At 40.0% G+C, this 16290-nt stretch carries 20 protein-coding genes; 6 read left to right on the forward strand and 14 right to left on the reverse strand.

Features of this window, described 5'->3' with window-relative positions:
- Positions 1–5: 5 nt before the first annotated feature.
- From BK575_RS21595 to BK575_RS21630, 8 genes are all read right to left on the reverse strand, one after another.
- On the reverse strand, positions 6–824 hold the full coding sequence (locus tag BK575_RS21595; RefSeq protein WP_078413660.1) for a purine-nucleoside phosphorylase: 819 nt from the start codon (positions 822–824) through the stop codon (positions 6–8).
- A 21-nt stretch (positions 825–845) separates the two neighbouring features.
- Positions 846–2030, reverse strand: a complete 1185-nt coding sequence (deoB, locus tag BK575_RS21600) for a phosphopentomutase (protein ID WP_078413661.1) — start codon at positions 2028–2030, stop codon at positions 846–848.
- Between the two features lie 243 nt (positions 2031–2273).
- Positions 2274–3167: a site-specific tyrosine recombinase XerD gene (gene xerD / locus BK575_RS21605; protein ID WP_078413662.1), complete on the reverse strand. Its 894-nt coding sequence runs from the start codon at positions 3165–3167 to the stop codon at positions 2274–2276.
- 6 nt (positions 3168–3173) lie between these two features.
- Positions 3174–3404 (reverse strand): DUF4227 family protein, encoded by a 231-nt coding sequence (locus BK575_RS21610; RefSeq protein ID WP_078413663.1) that lies wholly within the window; start codon positions 3402–3404, stop codon positions 3174–3176.
- A gap of 107 nt (positions 3405–3511) precedes the next feature.
- Entirely contained in the window at positions 3512–3970 is a 459-nt protein-coding gene (gene fur, locus BK575_RS21615) for a ferric iron uptake transcriptional regulator (RefSeq protein WP_078413664.1), read from the reverse strand.
- Between the two features lie 295 nt (positions 3971–4265).
- Positions 4266–4904 (reverse strand): stage II sporulation protein M, encoded by a 639-nt coding sequence (gene spoIIM / locus BK575_RS21620; protein ID WP_078413665.1) that lies wholly within the window; start codon positions 4902–4904, stop codon positions 4266–4268.
- Between the two features lie 146 nt (positions 4905–5050).
- The gene (locus tag BK575_RS21625; protein WP_078413666.1) at positions 5051–6217 is read right to left on the reverse strand and encodes an endonuclease Q family protein; all 1167 of its coding nucleotides are present in this window, start codon (positions 6215–6217) and stop codon (positions 5051–5053) included.
- Between the two features lies 1 nt (position 6218).
- Positions 6219–6770, reverse strand: a complete 552-nt coding sequence (locus BK575_RS21630; RefSeq protein WP_078413667.1) for an NUDIX hydrolase — start codon at positions 6768–6770, stop codon at positions 6219–6221.
- Positions 6771–6840: 70 nt separating this feature from the next.
- Here BK575_RS21630 and mciZ point away from each other — a divergent pair, with 70 nt between their 5' ends.
- Positions 6841–6993 carry a Z-ring formation inhibitor MciZ gene (mciZ, locus tag BK575_RS21635; protein ID WP_078413668.1) on the forward strand — a complete coding sequence of 51 codons (153 nt, stop codon included), beginning with the start codon at positions 6841–6843 and terminating at the stop codon, positions 6991–6993.
- 60 nt (positions 6994–7053) lie between these two features.
- Here mciZ and BK575_RS21640 read toward each other — a convergent pair whose 3' ends face one another.
- The gene (locus BK575_RS21640) at positions 7054–7593 is read right to left on the reverse strand and encodes a cysteine hydrolase family protein (RefSeq protein WP_078413669.1); all 540 of its coding nucleotides are present in this window, start codon (positions 7591–7593) and stop codon (positions 7054–7056) included.
- A 282-nt stretch (positions 7594–7875) separates the two neighbouring features.
- Here BK575_RS21640 and BK575_RS21645 point away from each other — a divergent pair, with 282 nt between their 5' ends.
- Positions 7876–8796, forward strand: coding sequence for an aldo/keto reductase (locus BK575_RS21645; protein WP_078413670.1), 921 nt, complete (start codon positions 7876–7878; stop codon positions 8794–8796).
- Positions 8797–8892: 96 nt separating this feature from the next.
- On the opposite strand, the gene BK575_RS21650 is transcribed toward BK575_RS21645, so the two are convergent.
- Together BK575_RS21650 and BK575_RS21655 are read right to left on the reverse strand one after the other, a co-directional pair.
- A complete protein-coding gene (locus BK575_RS21650; RefSeq protein WP_078413671.1) occupies positions 8893–9150 on the reverse strand; it encodes a YqkE family protein in 258 nt (85 codons plus the stop codon).
- 178 nt (positions 9151–9328) lie between these two features.
- Positions 9329–10516, reverse strand: coding sequence for an acetyl-CoA C-acetyltransferase (locus BK575_RS21655; protein ID WP_078413672.1), 1188 nt, complete (start codon positions 10514–10516; stop codon positions 9329–9331).
- Positions 10517–10795: 279 nt separating this feature from the next.
- Here BK575_RS21655 and BK575_RS21660 point away from each other — a divergent pair, with 279 nt between their 5' ends.
- Positions 10796–11692, forward strand: coding sequence for a hydroxymethylglutaryl-CoA lyase (locus BK575_RS21660; RefSeq protein WP_078413673.1), 897 nt, complete (start codon positions 10796–10798; stop codon positions 11690–11692).
- Positions 11693–11779: 87 nt separating this feature from the next.
- A complete protein-coding gene (locus BK575_RS21665) occupies positions 11780–12703 on the forward strand; it encodes an alpha/beta hydrolase (RefSeq protein ID WP_078413674.1) in 924 nt (307 codons plus the stop codon).
- A gap of 17 nt (positions 12704–12720) precedes the next feature.
- Here BK575_RS21665 and BK575_RS21670 read toward each other — a convergent pair whose 3' ends face one another.
- Positions 12721–13047: an iron-sulfur cluster biosynthesis family protein gene (locus BK575_RS21670; protein WP_078413675.1), complete on the reverse strand. Its 327-nt coding sequence runs from the start codon at positions 13045–13047 to the stop codon at positions 12721–12723.
- A 426-nt stretch (positions 13048–13473) separates the two neighbouring features.
- Between BK575_RS21670 and BK575_RS21675 the strand changes: the two genes are divergently transcribed.
- Both BK575_RS21675 and BK575_RS21680 read left to right on the forward strand, forming a co-directional pair.
- The gene (locus tag BK575_RS21675) at positions 13474–13689 is read left to right on the forward strand and encodes a CDGSH iron-sulfur domain-containing protein (RefSeq protein ID WP_078413676.1); all 216 of its coding nucleotides are present in this window, start codon (positions 13474–13476) and stop codon (positions 13687–13689) included.
- 1 nt (position 13690) lies between these two features.
- Positions 13691–13900 (forward strand): YqzH family protein, encoded by a 210-nt coding sequence (locus tag BK575_RS21680; RefSeq protein WP_078413677.1) that lies wholly within the window; start codon positions 13691–13693, stop codon positions 13898–13900.
- A 40-nt stretch (positions 13901–13940) separates the two neighbouring features.
- On the opposite strand, the gene BK575_RS21685 is transcribed toward BK575_RS21680, so the two are convergent.
- Together BK575_RS21685 and BK575_RS21690 are read right to left on the reverse strand one after the other, a co-directional pair.
- The gene (locus BK575_RS21685; RefSeq protein ID WP_078413678.1) at positions 13941–14738 is read right to left on the reverse strand and encodes an SDR family NAD(P)-dependent oxidoreductase; all 798 of its coding nucleotides are present in this window, start codon (positions 14736–14738) and stop codon (positions 13941–13943) included.
- Positions 14739–14759: 21 nt separating this feature from the next.
- Positions 14760–15713, reverse strand: coding sequence for an MBL fold metallo-hydrolase (locus BK575_RS21690; protein ID WP_078413679.1), 954 nt, complete (start codon positions 15711–15713; stop codon positions 14760–14762).
- Positions 15714–16290: the final 577 nt, after the last annotated feature.

Genomic DNA, 16290 nt, shown 5'->3' on the forward strand with positions numbered 1-16290 from the left:
AGAATTTAAGCTAATTCTTTTACAATGCCTTTTACTAGTGATAAAAATTGTTTTTTCACTTTTTCCGTCGTTTCAATAACTTCTTCATGATTTAATGGCTGGTCCAAAATCCCCGCAGCCATATTGGAAATACAAGAAATCCCCAAGACTTTCAACCCTGAATGGCGGGCAACAATTACTTCCGGCACAGTGGACATACCAACTGCATCTCCGCCTAATACACGCAGTGCACGGACTTCTGACGGTGTTTCATAGCAAGGTCCTGTATTTCCTACATATACACCTTCTTGAACTGAAATATTCAGTGTTCCGGCAACATTTTTAGCTAACTGTCTCAGCTCTTTGCAGTAGGCTTCGGACATATCCGGGAAACGAACACCAAGTTCAGAATCGTTTGGCCCAATCAATGGATTGCTTCCCATATTATTAATATGATCAGAAATAATCATTAAATCTCCCGGCTGGAATGCTTCATTCACTCCTCCTGCTGCATTGGTCACGATTAATGTTTCAACACCGATCGCTTTCATGACACGTACCGGAAATGTCACTTTATCCATGCTGTAGCCTTCATAATAATGAAAGCGTCCTTGCATCGCTACAACGGTTACACCATGAATCGTACCAAGAACAAGTTGTCCTGCATGTCCTTCCACTGTGGAAACAGGAAATTCAGGAATTTCTTCGTATGGAATTTTAATGGCATCTTCAATTTCATCCGCCAGAACCCCCAGTCCCGATCCTAAAATAAGACCAATTGTTGGAGTGGAAGAAAATTTCCCTTTAATATATTGTGCGGATGTTTCAATTAATTCTCGATTCATATTCAACTCTCCTATTCCCTTTTATGATAGTTCAGCTAAAAAGCTTTTTCCGTATTTCGGCATTTCGATATTGAAATTATCAGCAATCGTTGCGCCGATATCTGCGAATGTGCTGCGCAATGGTATTTCTTTTCCACCCTTCATACGCGGGCTGTAAACAATTAGCGGTACATATTCTCTTGTGTGATCGGTTCCGTAGTGAACAGGGTCGTTCCCATGATCAGCAGTGATGATCAATAGATCATCTTCTTTTAAATGATCCAGCACTTCCGGTAAGCGCGCATCGAATTCTTCCAATGCCTCACCATATCCTTTCGGGTCGCGCCGATGGCCAAATAATGCGTCAAAATCCACGAGATTCACAAAGCTCAAGCCTGTAAAATCCATCTTTACTGTATCAGCCATTTTATCCATACCATCCATATTGGATTTCGTTCGAAGTGATTGGGTCACACCTTCCCCATCATAAATATCAGAAATTTTTCCGATTGCAATGACATCAAGCCCTGCGTCCTTCATCTCATTCATTACAGTTCGCCCAAACGGTTTTAGGGCATAATCATGACGGTTCGCTGTTCGTGTGAACTTGCCCGGTTCACCTAGAAACGGTCGAGCAATAACACGCCCTACCATATACTTCTCATCTAAAGTCATTTCACGGGCCATTTCACAAATTTTATAAAGCTCATCGATTGGAACAATCTCTTCATGAGCCGCAATTTGCAATACTGAGTCCGCAGATGTATATACAATAAGGGCCCCTGTTTCTATATGCTCTTTTCCAAGTTCATCTAAAATTTCCGTACCGGAAGCAGGTTTGTTCCCAATAATTTTTCTGCCTGTTTTTTCTTCAAGCTCTTGAATTAGTTCATCTGGAAACCCGTCTGAAAACACACGAAAAGGCTGATCAATATGAAGTCCCATGATTTCCCAATGGCCTGTCATCGTGTCTTTCCCAGCTGATGCCTCTTGCATTTTTGTATAATAACCCAACGGCTGATCTGCTTTAGCAATCCCTTTAATTTCTCGGATGTTGCTCAATCCTAATTTCCCCATGTTCGGCATCTTTAAGCCGTTCATATGCTCGGCAATATGCCCTAGTGTATCGGCCCCTTTATCGTTATATTTATCTGCGTCCGGAGCTTCGCCGATTCCAACAGAATCCATTACAATGAGAAATACTCGTTTATATGTATGTGAAGACATCTTGTTCCCTCCATTTATAAATTTTTCTTACTTGTAACTTTCCCTTTATATATATATTTAACCATGTAAACCATGAGTTTCCATTTATTTGAAAGCGGTTTCTTATTGCTCATAATTGGTCAGAAGTCTGACAACATAAGTATAGAACTTTTTTTGCAGTTTGTCGAGATGGTAAATACCATCTCGACAAACTAAAAGGCATGACTTAAAAAAACGCCAAGGTGTGGATTCCTTGACGTCTTTTTAGGCTCTAGGGTGGAATTGATTATAAACATCTTTAAGTCTCGTTTTTGTAACATGTGTATAAATTTGAGTAGTCGAAATATCCGCATGCCCCAGCATTTCTTGTACTGCACGCAAATCTGCCCCATTCTCCAATAAATGTGTGGCAAAAGAATGTCTCAGCGTGTGCGGGGTCAATTCTTTCTCAATTTTTGCTTCTAACGCCAATTTCTTTAAAATTTTCCAAAAACCCTGTCGTGTCAAACGATTCCCGTGATGATTCACGAAAAGAGCCGTTTCATCCTTTTGCTTTTTTACCAGCAACGGTCGCGCTTGAGTTAAATAAGCCTCCACCGCTCCCGCAGCCATCCGCCCGATTGGAACAATTCTCTCCTTACTCCCTTTTCCAAAACAGCGAATGAATCCCATCGTTAAATGAACATCATCCAAATTCAAATTCATCAACTCTGAAACACGCATTCCCGTTGCATATAAAAGCTCCAGCATCGCTTTATCCCTCACCCCAAAAGGTGTACTGAGATTGGGAATGCTTAAAAGCGCCTCTACTTCCCCTGCACTTAGTACTTTGGGCAATTTCCTTTCAAGCTGGGGTGTTTCAATATGAACAGAAGGATCCTGTTCCGCCGCTTTTTCCCTTAGTAAAAATTGATGGAAGGCCCTGATGGACGCAATATGGCGAGCAATCGTTTTAGATGATTTATTTTGTTCATGTAAATGTTTCAAAAACGATAAAATATTCACTCTCGTCACATCATTGACGCCGCTTAGCTGCTCTACATGCTTTAAATATTGAACATATTTGACTAAATCGCGTTGATAGGATTCAATCGTATTTTTCGCTAATCCGCGCTCCACTATTAAATAATGCATAAAATCCTTAATATGTAGTTCCACTGGCCTCTACTCCCCGCTATGATAAAAAAGAAACAACCTTTCAATCCAGCTTGGCTGCTCGTTTAAGGGCTGCATGTTCGCTACTTTAACGGCTGCCCCTTGTGGTTCATCGTATCTTTGATATTGTTGATACTCTTGCTGAACCCACATCATCCCGTAGTAAAAAAGAAACGTGAATCCCGTAAACAAAATGAACACTTTCAATGTTTGATACATCAATTGAATAAAAGCCTTCATTTTCATATCCTCCAATTTGTATGCTATTAGAAGATATGCCATGCAGGACAAGTTTTATACATCTATTTAAAATAAAAACCTTCTCCTAGTTGGAAAAGGCCCCAATTTCATTGTTCATCATCCTTCTGTTTTTCCTGGCAGCGATAACAGATACCATGAAATGTCAGGCGATGATCTTTAATTTTAAAATTCCATTGACGTTCAACGATTTCCTCTACATCTTCGAGTAAATCTTCTTGGATTTCATCAACTGCTCCACACTCAATACACACAAGATGATGATGAAAGTGAGCAGCACCTTCCTGCCTTAGATCGTATCGGGATACACCGTCACCGAAATTAATTTTGTCGACGATTTTCAATTCCGTCAGTAGTTCAAGCGTACGATAAACAGTCGCTAATCCAATTTCCGGCGACTTTTCCTTGACGAGGAGATACACATCTTCTGCACTCAAATGATCCTCTTCATGTTCAAGGAGCACCCTCACAGTCGCCTCCCTTTGTGGTGTAAGCTTATAGCTGGCTGAGTGCAACTGCTGCTTGATTCGTTCAATTCGACTTTCCATTAAAAAATCCCCTCCCTCGCCATTTACTTCATTATATACATAGCACTCTAACGGGCAGTAAGTCCCCTGCAAAGCGGAGGACACTGCCCATAAAAAATCGATAAATTCAATTATTATCCAAAGTCAGCAAATAAATACGAACAATGCGACAGCGTGTCGAATTGTCTTCTTTAGTATATTCTATGCATCAAAAACTTGCCAAGTGAATGTTCACTTTATTATAGCAGATGTAGAGAAAGTGTCAAAATAAAATCATTATAATCTAGAAGTAATATAGATTATTTTATAATAATTATTACTTATTAATAAAAGTTAAAATCGATTTCATTAAATACGGGGACATATAGGCTTCAAAACCTGAAGCTGCCATGACAAACAAAGTCATCCATACGGTAGACAAGCTGTAACGCAAAAAAGCTGAGGATATAGGTTCATGAACTCCTTTTACAAACTGCTGACGAATGACTTTGAGCGAAAATGAAATAGAGATCGTCGATAAAATAATGAACGCTGGAATTAAAAAAACATTTTGCGGCAATACGGAAACAAATGAAAGCAAGAAACCATGAAGCTGCATTTGATTGACTAGAAACCCAACTGTAAACCCAATCATCATCCCTTTTAAAAACAATAACACCAATACGACAGGCAATCCAATGATTGAAATTCCTAAAACCCAAATAAAACCAAGATACTTCAAATTATGAACCAGGCTTTGCTGGAACATCTCATTTTTACTCACAAACTCTCCAGCAGCGACCTGTCCAAAAAAACGATTCAAATAAAAATAAAGATCTTGTTTTTGCTCCAGATTTAAACTATTGACGACAATGGCTCCAAAAATCACACCCATTAAAAACAAAACGGTTGTAAACAAATAAATGGAGCTATTTTCCCGAATATGATAAAGACAAAACTGTTTTAACTTTTTCATGGTCTTCCTCCTATCATTCCCTTACTAGATAATATGATAGAGTAAGATTTGTATGCCAGAAAATTATGAAGAGGAGGCAAGACCTCCTCTTCATAATTTTTCCTGCAAAAAGAATGAGAGAAGTTCAATGCATATAGTATTTACCGCTAATCTGCCATGACTTTTCCGTATATTCCTCCGCCTCCTGAGTGAATGTCCAGCTCTCCTTTTCGGGCTTTTAAAATGAGACCGGCAATCGAAGGCTTTACATATTCTTTCAGCTCTTCTTCGGATGCTTCATGTAGTATATACATTTCTGTTCCCACAAATTGAATAAGTTTATCCAATGTTTTCGCTCCGATACCCGGTATGAAATCCAAAGGTACTTGATGGATATACGGAGGACGACTGATTGGACAATCTGCAGAGGGCAGTTCCTTAATTCTTTCGGAAACCCCTTTAATAAACTTATGATGGCCGCACTGTGCGCATATCCATTGTGAAGAAGCGGGCTGTTTGTGAAAGCATTTTTCACAGACAGTATGATAATATTTTCCTAATAATGGATTTAATCCGTAGTTAGCAGTGATTTTACGTCCATGTTCCTTTTTTAATACTTTTTTCAATTCGGTAAAACTTAGTGACTCCATCTTCATTTGCTGATACTCTCTTCCAATCTTGGCAACAGAATGAGCGTCTGAATTAGATAAAAAGGAATATGCCTTTAATTCTTCAATTCCGCCTGCCATATCTGTGTTGGCACTTAATCCCAACTCTATTCCGTCTATTAAAGAAGGATTGAATACCTCTGTCAACGAATGCCTTACCCCTTTACCATATAGACTTTTAAAAGGAGTGAATACATGGGCCGGAATAAACAGACCGTTTAATTCCTTTACTTTTTCTTGCACAACGCCGGCTTGCTCGTATATACGCTGGGAACTTAATGTAATGTTTTTCATTCGGGCTCCCAGCCACAACGAAAACTCTGTCATTTCTTTTATGCTTCCGAAATAGACGAGCACATGAATGGGCCCATGACAATGCTTATCATAAATCTCAATCTCTGATCCAAGAATTATTGTAAGATTATGGTATCGAAATCCCCCTTCTTCTAACTCCACCATTCCTCCTGTTTCGATGTAACGTTCGAATTCACATAGTACTTCAGGAACGTGCCCGTCGATGATACCAATCATATCCATACCTTTACGTCGGGAAGATTCCTCAATAATGGAGGGAATGGTAAGTGATCGGGAAGCGGTAATCTTAACTGGCTTCCCGGTACCGGTTCTTCCTATATGAATATGTAAGTCCACATAGTAATGCTGCATACTACTCCCCTAACGCGCTTTTTAGTTGTAAATATTGAACGGCATACGCTGTTTTAGCATCATAGATTTGCTGATCCTGGATTAAGCCAAGTGCTTCTTCTAATGTCACCTCTAGTACGTCAACAAACTCATCTTCATCAAGACTTGCTTTTACTTCCATTTTTCCCAAGTTAGTTGCAATATACAGATGCACTAATTCGTCGGCAAATCCCGGTGATGTATAAAACGAAATGAGATGATCCAGGGAAGAACACGTATAACCCGTTTCTTCCTCCAGTTCACGCTTTGCCGTTACCTCAGGCTGCTCACCTTTTTCTAATTTACCGGCAGGAATTTCAACCAATACACGCTCCATCGCCTTTCGGTATTGACGAACCATTACAATTTTATGATCCTCCGTCAAAGCAATCACTGCTACAGCTCCCGGGTGCTTTATGACTTCGCGCGTACTCGTTTTTCCATTTGGAAGCAGTACTTCTTCATGGTATAAATCAATGACTCTTCCACCAAATAACTTTTCCGATTTTAAGGTTTTTTCCTTTAAATGCTCCATTCTCTACACCTCGTTCTAGTTTTTCCCTTTCTTACATACATTCTAACATACCGATACCGGGAGGAATAAAATGAAGGTATATGTCATCGACAATGGAATTATTCTAGTCGGTAAAGCGTGGCAAATTCGTGCAAAGCTGAAGCAATATAGCAAAAAATACGAGTCCGTTTCCAGCTGGATTGAAACGCAGTCCATCCAGTCGTCTCCTGCCAAAAAGAGTTGACCACCAAAATGCGGTCAACTCTTTTTAATGCTGATAATGTTTAATGTCTGCGGCCTTATCCTATATAACCGTTGTCTTAAAGATGTTTTTCATATGGTCGATAAATGTATCATGGTGATCTGTAAACGTGGCCATTTTATTGCGATGAGCAACCGTCTTATATCCTCTTGCATAGGCACCGTAAGCGGTTAAGAAGGTGCAAATATCCGTACAAACTCCGGCTAAATGTACCATTTTGACCCCTCTTTCTTTCAGTTCTTCATCCAGATTTGTTTGGAAAAATGCATCATATTCAGGTTTTTCTATGTAAATAACATTCGGATTATGCTTGTTTTGCTCATACCATGTTTGCAGCTCCCCAAATAATTGCTGTCCCCATGTCCCTTTCACATTGTGGGACGGCCAAAGTTCGAAGTGAGGATCATTTTCCTCATGTCCGTCCATACACACCGCCACTACTTTCCCTTGAGTTAAACATTCACTGGCAAATTCAATGATAGCAGGAACGATATCCTGAGCTTTTTTTCCGACTGTCAAATTTCCATTATCCGCAACAAAATCATTGCTCATGTCAATGATCAACAAAGCTTCTCTTTCCATTGTTATACCCCTTTTCTTATCTGGCTCGATATACGACCCCACTATAACTTGGCTCTTTCCGCTTTTCTTCTTTTAGTTTTAAATAGTTTATCACATTCCTTTCCCTTCTTTCCAAAAGAATTAGAATTTTCAATTGGATGAAAAAACGTTATTGAATAGCCGAATAAGAGCCATTTAGTTCGGAAGAAACATCTTATTTGAGTTCAAGCTTCTTTTCACGCTACAATAATTGAAATGCAATCATTAAGTAAAACTGCATACGAGAGAAACGGGGGTATATAGATGAAGAAAAATCGTTTAGGCACATCCGATTTATATGTAAGTGCACTCGGACTTGGCTGCATGTCTCTTGGGACAGACAGAAAAAAAGCAGCAGCCATTCTCGATCAGGCTGTCGATTTAGGTGTGAATTATTTAGATACAGCCGATTTATATGACTTTGGCTTAAATGAAGAAATAGTGGGTGAAGCTGTCAAGAGAAGACGACAAGATGTCATTTTGGCAACAAAGGTAGGAAATCGATGGGAAAAAGGCAAAGACGGCTGGAGCTGGGATCCATCTAAAACGTACATAAAAGAACAAGTCAAAAACAGCCTGCGCCGCCTTCAAACGGATTACATTGACCTGTATCAATTGCATGGCGGTACAATTGAAGATCGTATCGACGAAACCATCGAGGCATTTGAAGAGTTAAAAACAGAAGGTGTCATCCGCCACTATGGGATTTCTTCCATTCGCCCAAATGTCATTCGAGAATACTTGCAAAAGTCATCCATTATCAGTGTGATGATGCAATACAGTATTCTTGATCGCCGACCAGAAGAAGAAATAATGGAGATTTTAGCCCAGCATAACATTAGCATTATCGCCAGAGGTCCTCTTGCAAAAGGTCTGCTCACAAATCAAACGATAGAAAAGCTAGAAGAGAAGTTTTCCGCTAAAGATTACTTAGACTACTCTTACAAAGAACTTTGTAGCATCCTTCCAAAGCTGCAGCAGCTTCGCCCGCATCACACATTGACTGAAACAGCCATTCAATATTGTCTGCACTCTCCTGCAGTAGGAGCGGTCATTCCAGGTGCAAGCAGCATTGAGCAGTTGAAAGAAAATGTGGACGCTGCCAATCCCACAACTTTATCTGACGAAGAAATGAAACAAATCCAACACCTATGTAAAGCTAGTCGATACGAGGCTCATCGTTAAACAAATTCATATACGATGTTTGTAAAGCAGCTCTGAGATTAAAAATCAACATGGTTGTCTAAATTCAAATAAACCCGGGGCGCTGCCTCCACGGGTTTATTTGAATTCATTCCAGTTCAATTCACTTTCATTCAAAAGCTGCTCAAACGATTTATTTTTTTCTTGCTGCTTGCGTAACTCTTGTTGTCTCTTTAACTCTTCTTCTTTTCGTTTTTCTTCTTTCGTTTCCAGCACCTGCTTTTTTTGTTTTAGCTGCTCTAAAATGGAGCCGTTCAATTGATCTTTTAAACTTACTTTTTCATCTTTTAAATAAGAAGGTGTCGGTTGTTTTGATTGTCTTGTTTTTTTAGCCATCACAAACCTCCAGCTAGTATTTTAGAGGTATTATATCATATTTGAAAATCGTTCAAAGATTAATAAGCATTGAATTTAATCTTCATTATATAAGTTAAGATTAACTGCCTATTTCCAATAAAAAAGCCACAGTCCTTCCCCTAATAGCAGGAAAGATTGTGGCTTCTATGTGTAATGATTAAGCGCGCTCTACAATAGTCGCTACACCTTGGCCGCCGCCGATACATAATGTAGCTAACCCTAAAGACGATTCACGTTTTAACATCTCATGAATTAATGATACTAAAACACGCGTGCCGCTTGCACCAATTGGGTGTCCAAGTGCAATAGCACCGCCATTTACATTTAAGTTGTCTTTGTTAAATTGAAGTTCGCGATCTACTGCAATCGCTTGTGCCGCAAAGGCTTCATTTGCTTCTACTAAATCAATGTCTTCTAAGCTTACAGCCGCTTTTTCAAGCGCTTTTTTCACGGCAGTAACTGGTCCGATTCCCATGATACTAGGATCTACCCCTGCACTTGCATTACCTCGGATACGCACTAAAGGCTTAAGGCCTAACTCATCAGCCTTTTGTCGGCTCATTACAACAACGGCTGCAGCACCGTCGTTAATACCAGAAGCGTTACCTGCTGTAACTGACCCGTCTTTTTTGAAAGCGGGACGAAGTTTCCCTAATCCTTCAGCTGTCGTACCTGCACGAGGGAATTCATCTTGAGCAAATACAGTTACTTGGCCTTTTCTTCCTGGTACTTCAACAGGAACAATTTCATCTTTAAAGCGTTCTGATTGGATTGCAGCTTCTGCTTTTTGTTGGCTCCAAGCGGAGAACTCATCTTGTTCTTCTCTTGAAATGCTATATTTATCACATAGGTTTTCAGCAGTAGTTCCCATGTGATAATCGTTAAATGCGCACCATAATCCATCTTGGATCATGCTGTCCACTACTTTTTGATCTCCCATTTTAAAGCCGTTGCGTGCTCCTTTTAATAGATACGGAGCTTGGCTCATATTCTCCATTCCACCTGCTACAACAATATCAGCATCTCCAGCAAGGATTGCTTGTGTAGCTAGATGAACTGCTTTTAAACCAGATCCACATACTTTGTTAATAGTCATCGCCGAAACTTCCTGCGGTAAGCCTGCTGCAAGCGCAGCTTGGCGAGCCGGATTTTGTCCTAAGCCAGCTTGTAAAACGTTCCCCATAATGACTTCATCTACGTCGTTTGCCTGTACTCCCGCTTTTTCCAATGCCTGCTTAATGACTACTCCACCCAGTGTAGTTGCCGGTACATTTTGTAAACTTCCCCCAAAGCTGCCGATTGCAGTTCTTACGGCACTTACGATTACAACTTCTGTTTGACTCATGACGCTGTCTCCCCTTACTGAATTGATTATTGTACGTAAATTTATGTACGTGGTAAGTTATTCGTCATTTTTTTTTAAACTCCTCTTAATTTGTCAAAAAATTTTTTTATATTGAATTAACGGAAAATTCAAATAAAATTAAAGATAATCTAGTATCCTTTCTAACCGTTCTTCACACCTTGAACCTTCTTGTTCTTGTAAAAAACTTCTGTTAGTGAAAACCCAAGTTGCCTATAAATGCAGAATTAAGCCTGTAAGCCCATATAAAGGAGGAAAATTATGTCGTCTGAATTTGCCGCTATTATCGAAGTTGGTGCACGAGACGGACTGCAAAACGAGACACAGTTCGTTCCGACAGATGTAAAAATCCACTTTATCCAACTTTTGAAAGATGCCGGATTTAAAGAAATGGAGCTCACGTCATTTGTATCGCCTAAATGGGTGCCGCAAATGCAAGATTCAACAGAAATCGTTAAAGTTTTTCAAGACGAGACAAGAAATATTGTCCTTACGCCAAACGAAAAAGGAATCGATGCAGCAAGGGCTCTCAATTGTGAGGCCATTGCCGTTTTTGTCGGTGTTAGCAATACATTCAATCAAAAAAATATCAATAAAACGACTTCAGAAAGCATAAATCAGTTAAAACCGCTTCTTTTAAAGCAAAAACAGGATGATGTATTCATACGTGCCTGCATTTCCACTTCCTTTTATTGCCCTTACGAAGGAAAAATAGAGGAGAAAGAAACCCTTTCACTTTGCGAGCAGTTCGTAGAAGCCGGGGTCGATGAACTAAGTGTTGCCGATACGATTGGAATGGCCAATCCTAAAGAAGTGCATTCTCTTTTTACAAGATTAAAAAACGCGTTTCCCCACATTTTACTTACAGGTCACTTCCATGATACAAGAGGAATGGCGCTGGCTAACATTTATGCAGCACTCGAAGCGGGGGTCTACCGTTTTGATTCATCAGCAGGCGGCCTCGGCGGGTGCCCGTTCGCCAAAGGGGCAACAGGAAATATCGCGACAGAAGATGTTGTATTTATGCTCCATCAAATGGGGATCAAAACTGGAATTGATTTGAACAAAGTCCTTGAAGCCGTTTCCTTTATCGAGAAGTATGTATCTAGAAAAATAGAAAGTAAGCACTTTAATTTGAAAACGCTCACTAATATTTGATACTATTCATGACTGTTCCCCACTCCCTCTTTTTTTTATGTCCATGATAAACTATACTTAATATATTTCTGAAAAAGGGGCACATTCATGAAAAAATGGCTGGCTGTATTCGGAACAATCATTGCATATATCCTTACAGTAGGGCTTTTCTTTACCAATAAGGTTATGTATATCCGGAAAAAATCAGATGAAGAATTGCTGATGCGCGAAAAAGCGGAGGGCTTTTACGTAGACGAAGTATATGAAACCTTAGAGAAAAAACCATTCTCAATTCCCTCTCCGTTCGGCTACTTACTGAAAGGAAACGTGATTGAACAGCATAATACAAAGAAGTTTATCATTTTCTGTCATGGTGTAACCGTCCATTCCATCAACTCCATTAAATATATGAATATTTTCTTGGAAAGAGGCTGGAATGTGATTTTGTATGACCATCGTCGGCACGGCCAGTCTGAAGGAAAAACAACGAGCTATGGCCATTATGAAAAATTTGACTTAAAAGCTATTATAGACTGGACTAAAAATCGTTTCGGACAGGATATTATCCTTGGCATTCACGGCGAATCAATGGGGGCATCTACTACCCTTCTATATGCCGGAATGATTGAAGATGGAGCGGATTTCTATATAGCAGATTGCCCGTTTTCTGACTTAGAAGAACAGCTTCGCTACCGTCTAAAAGAAGAATTCCGCTTACCGGGCCAGGCAGTACTGCCCATTGCCAATATCTTTTTAAAACTCCGGGATGGCTACTCGCTGAAGGATGTCTCTCCCATCCAGTTCGTTGATCATATCCAAAACCCGGTCCTGTTTATCCACAGCGCTCAAGACGACTACATTTTGCCGCGCATGACCAAGGAGCTATATGAAAAGAAACCAGGACCCAAAGCGCTTTATTATGCACCTTTTGGAACACACGCCCGCTCGTATGCGGAAAATCGCAGCGACTATGAAAAAGTAATTGATGATTTTCTAGAAAAATTCAACATTGCAAAAAGGAACCATCATTAAATGGTTCCTTTTTGCAGTCAAGATTTGTCTACAAGCGACATGCGAGGATTTAAAATCTGATTCGGACTTTTTAGCATAAACGAGTTCGCGGATTTCACAAAGTCAATGGTCATTTCCTCGTCAAAGAAGACTTGTTTTGTCTTTTCCATTAACAGCGGTTGAAAGTTGGTCGAAATATTGATATCGTCTTCTTCACGTTCACTTACAATCCACAAAGCAGATACTCCGCTCACCACACAGCCGCAGCCTTCTGTATCATATTTGAGCTTTAGTTGTTTTCCTTTGCTGTCAGATAATTTTAGTTGAATTTTTTCCATCGCTTTATCTGTAAATGTAATATTCATGTTCATATGCCCTCTCTCATCAGCCTATTTTCAACATACAATAAGTATATTACATCTTTTCCTGTTCCGCGATGATTCACTCTTAGTATGTGTTCAAAAGGGAGGGAAAAAGGACCGAGAAGTTCAAGGGAGCGCAGTCTCGAGCACTAAGGAAAGCTTCTCACGATTCTTCATCGCACACAGAAAAAGTGCTCTTCTTTTTCGAGGATATGCTGTTAATACGTGAGTAGCAGAGAGACAAGCTTATGAAGCCCGACTAAGAGCCACTACGTCAATCACCAACGTCGGATCAGTACGTCCTGTACAAGTAATTTCGACGCTCATTTTCCCCGGACTTTTTGAACAACCTCTCCTAGTTGATTATCGCCCGTTTTACCTTTACCATTAAAGTGTGACATGAATTTTATTCTAAAGGAGGAAATCATGATGTCAAAAGTACAAATTAAAGTAATGGATAATGGTCCATTGCGCGTTACAGGTGAAGTAGAGCTTATTGATGCAGACGGCAACAAATTTGAAACAAAGCAAGCTTTCTCTCTTTGCCGATGTGGATTGTCCAGCAAACTTCCGTTTTGCGACGGCACACATAAAGGACAGTTTGAATCGTGTGTACGCGCAGAAAAGGTGCTGGACGAAAAATAAAGTGGAAAAGAAGCTCGTATATAAAATGATCCGAAACGGCTTCCTTCAATACAATCATCTAGCAGAGTCACTTCCGCTGACAGAAGCAGACTATGAAGAATTATTTGATGAAGTCCGTAAGCGGATGGACCGGGACGTTGAACCCGACTTGCATGAAATCGTCCAAGATATTATTTATGATTATTTAACAGAAAAAGGCTCTCCATGGTAGGAGTGCCTTTTTCTGTGTCCTATTCATTTTTCTTTGCGCTTTATTTTTGATGAAAGCGGTCCCCAGCCAGTTTTTCCACCAGACTAGGTGCCAATAAATAAAGCTTGCTGCCCAGATTCATCCAGCCGGGCAAATTTAGTTCCCTCTTTTTTGTAAATAAAGAACCGACAACTTTCCTGGCTACATCCTTTGGGTCAAGCATAAATTTTTCTACATTTTTTGCATAGCTGCCAGATGTGTCGGCGATCGTAAAAAAGTTGGTTTTTATCGGACCGGGATTGACCGCCGTCACAAAGATATTCGTTTTCGACAGCTCCATGCGCAAACTGTTCGTAAAACCGAGCACCGCGTGTTTTGACGCTGAATAACCGCTTGATTTCGGAGTTGCCAGCTTTCCAGCCTGGGAAGCAATATTGACAATATGTCCTGTATTACGCGCCAACATATGGGGCAAGATCATTTTTGTGCAAGCGATGAGACCGAGAACGTTCACTCGAAACATGGATTCTACATTTTCCATCTTTGTGTCCACTACATGTTCAAAAATTCCAAACCCCGCATTATTAATGAGAACATCAATATAGCCAACATCTTGATAAATTTGTTGACATATTCTTTCGACTGATCTAATGTCTCCGATGTCCAACATGTATATGTAGCATGTTATTCCGTATTTTTGCTGGATATGTTCTGCAACTGCGTTTAATTTACTTTCATTACGCGCCACTAAAATGGGAACTGCTCCTCGGCTGGCTGCTTCATAGGCGATTTGCTCACCGATTCCTCCCGATGCCCCTGTAATCATAATATGTTTCTCGGCTAACGTCTGTTTTTTCATACATACACCTCAATTGAATTTTCACTGAGCATAATATAACCAATGAGGAGTTGTTTCATCAACCTTTATCTCACCCGCTTCTTCTAAATAATCGAGTTGGCCGATCGTTTCAGAAATTGTTAAACCAAGCTGTGTTTCATACACGGCTGGAAAAAGACGCCGGCATATCTCAAACACTGTCATCGGTTTTTCTTTTAACATACCTAATACTCCGTACGCTCGTTCTGCCTGCCTTTTCAAGCGATGTTCCACTAATCCTTTCACATCTTCCACTTCTTCGCCATGCCCCGCATAAACAGTAGAGATGGCTAACTCACTAATTTTTGTCATCGAATGATTATATTGCAATAATGATTTCACTCTTTCTGCACAGGGATCTTGAGGAGGTTCCAGTAAAGGGTTGGAAGAAACATGGGCTAACAGTAAGTCTCCGCCCATTAAAACCTCTTCTTCTTCATGATACAAACAAATATGACCCTGAGCATGTCCAGGTGTCTCTAGAACCGTCCATCCCTCAAGTCCTGCAATTGTATCTCCCTCTTTTACCGTTTGAGTAAGGGAACGTCTACAAGAATATTCCATCAGTGCTGTCAGACTCTTGAGCAAAACCTCGGGTGTATAGGGAATACCATACCGCTGAAATAATTCCATAAAAAATTCCCGATATCTTTTAAAGAATTCTTCATCTTGTTCCAACCATACATTATTATGTGCATGGCCAATAATAGGCATATCATTGGAAAAGTAATCTAACAGTCCAACATGATCCGGATGATGATGAGTGACGATTACCTGTTCAATATCTTCTATCTGAAAGCCCAATTTCCCTAATTGTTCATTGAACGATTGCCACGCCTCTTCTGTCTTTGGCCCGGCATCAATCAATGTCAATTTTTCTGCTTCTATGACATATGCATTAAGATCCCCCACTGGAAAAGGGGTTGGAATAATTAATTTATGTATCATTACAGACATGTTCATTCTCCTTCTAACGGTCTTTGTTATGTTCAGTTTACCTTGTTTTCATCATTTTGTCTTTATATTCAAATAATTTTTATAATTTTCCCCTTTTTTTCTTATTGACAGTACAAGCTGATTCGGGGCATAATAGCAAAAAATATGTGATGCGTTGATTGGGACCAGTAATCCATTAATGATAATCAGAGATTGAAACCCATAGGCTGAGAGGTTTCATTATCCGCTTAACGTTTGAACCTACCCATGAGCTTTTAGGTAAACCTAAACGTTCCCCACGTTACGGGCATCGAGATGAGCATGTTTATGCTAATAAAGGTGGTACCGCGGATCCAAGACCTTCCGTCCTTTGCGACGAGAGGTCTTTTTGCATTTCCGTAAATCAAGTGACCCGGATAAAGACCATCCGGGTCACTTGATTTACGGCATAAGCGTCTGCCAGGCAGACGCTTATGCCCAATTTCTTAAATAGAGAACAAAAATACTAGAGAACCCTACAGAAATACTAAATTGGAATGTAGAAAGATTTTAACTAAGATTTTTTTAAATCGAAAAATATATGAAATGATAAATGGAG

Source organism: Priestia abyssalis (assembly GCF_002019595.1).
Lineage (GTDB): Bacteria > Bacillota > Bacilli > Bacillales > Bacillaceae_H > Bacillus_BA > Bacillus_BA abyssalis.

Bases quoted from the DNA above. Each gene is read 5' to 3' on its own strand.
- BK575_RS21595 (WP_078413660.1), bottom strand. From the start codon at position 824: ATGAATCGAGAATTAATTGAAACATCCGCACAATATATTAAAGGGAAA.
- deoB (WP_078413661.1), bottom strand. From the start codon at position 2,030: ATGTCTTCACATACATATAAACGAGTATTTCTCATTGTAATGGATTCT.
- BK575_RS21610 (WP_078413663.1), bottom strand. From the start codon at position 3,404: ATGAAGGCTTTTATTCAATTGATGTATCAAACATTGAAAGTGTTCATT.
- fur (WP_078413664.1), bottom strand. From the start codon at position 3,970: ATGGAAAGTCGAATTGAACGAATCAAGCAGCAGTTGCACTCAGCCAGC.
- spoIIM (WP_078413665.1), bottom strand. From the start codon at position 4,904: ATGAAAAAGTTAAAACAGTTTTGTCTTTATCATATTCGGGAAAATAGC.
- BK575_RS21625 (WP_078413666.1), bottom strand. From the start codon at position 6,217: ATGCAGCATTACTATGTGGACTTACATATTCATATAGGAAGAACCGGT.
- BK575_RS21630 (WP_078413667.1), bottom strand. From the start codon at position 6,770: ATGGAGCATTTAAAGGAAAAAACCTTAAAATCGGAAAAGTTATTTGGT.
- mciZ (WP_078413668.1), top strand. From the start codon at position 6,841: ATGAAGGTATATGTCATCGACAATGGAATTATTCTAGTCGGTAAAGCG.
- BK575_RS21640 (WP_078413669.1), bottom strand. From the start codon at position 7,593: ATGGAAAGAGAAGCTTTGTTGATCATTGACATGAGCAATGATTTTGTT.
- BK575_RS21645 (WP_078413670.1), top strand. From the start codon at position 7,876: ATGAAGAAAAATCGTTTAGGCACATCCGATTTATATGTAAGTGCACTC.
- BK575_RS21650 (WP_078413671.1), bottom strand. From the start codon at position 9,150: ATGGCTAAAAAAACAAGACAATCAAAACAACCGACACCTTCTTATTTA.
- BK575_RS21655 (WP_078413672.1), bottom strand. From the start codon at position 10,516: ATGAGTCAAACAGAAGTTGTAATCGTAAGTGCCGTAAGAACTGCAATC.
- BK575_RS21660 (WP_078413673.1), top strand. From the start codon at position 10,796: ATGTCGTCTGAATTTGCCGCTATTATCGAAGTTGGTGCACGAGACGGA.
- BK575_RS21665 (WP_078413674.1), top strand. From the start codon at position 11,780: ATGAAAAAATGGCTGGCTGTATTCGGAACAATCATTGCATATATCCTT.
- BK575_RS21670 (WP_078413675.1), bottom strand. From the start codon at position 13,047: ATGAATATTACATTTACAGATAAAGCGATGGAAAAAATTCAACTAAAA.
- BK575_RS21675 (WP_078413676.1), top strand. From the start codon at position 13,474: ATGTCAAAAGTACAAATTAAAGTAATGGATAATGGTCCATTGCGCGTT.
- BK575_RS21685 (WP_078413678.1), bottom strand. From the start codon at position 14,738: ATGAAAAAACAGACGTTAGCCGAGAAACATATTATGATTACAGGGGCA.
- BK575_RS21690 (WP_078413679.1), bottom strand. From the start codon at position 15,713: ATGTCTGTAATGATACATAAATTAATTATTCCAACCCCTTTTCCAGTG.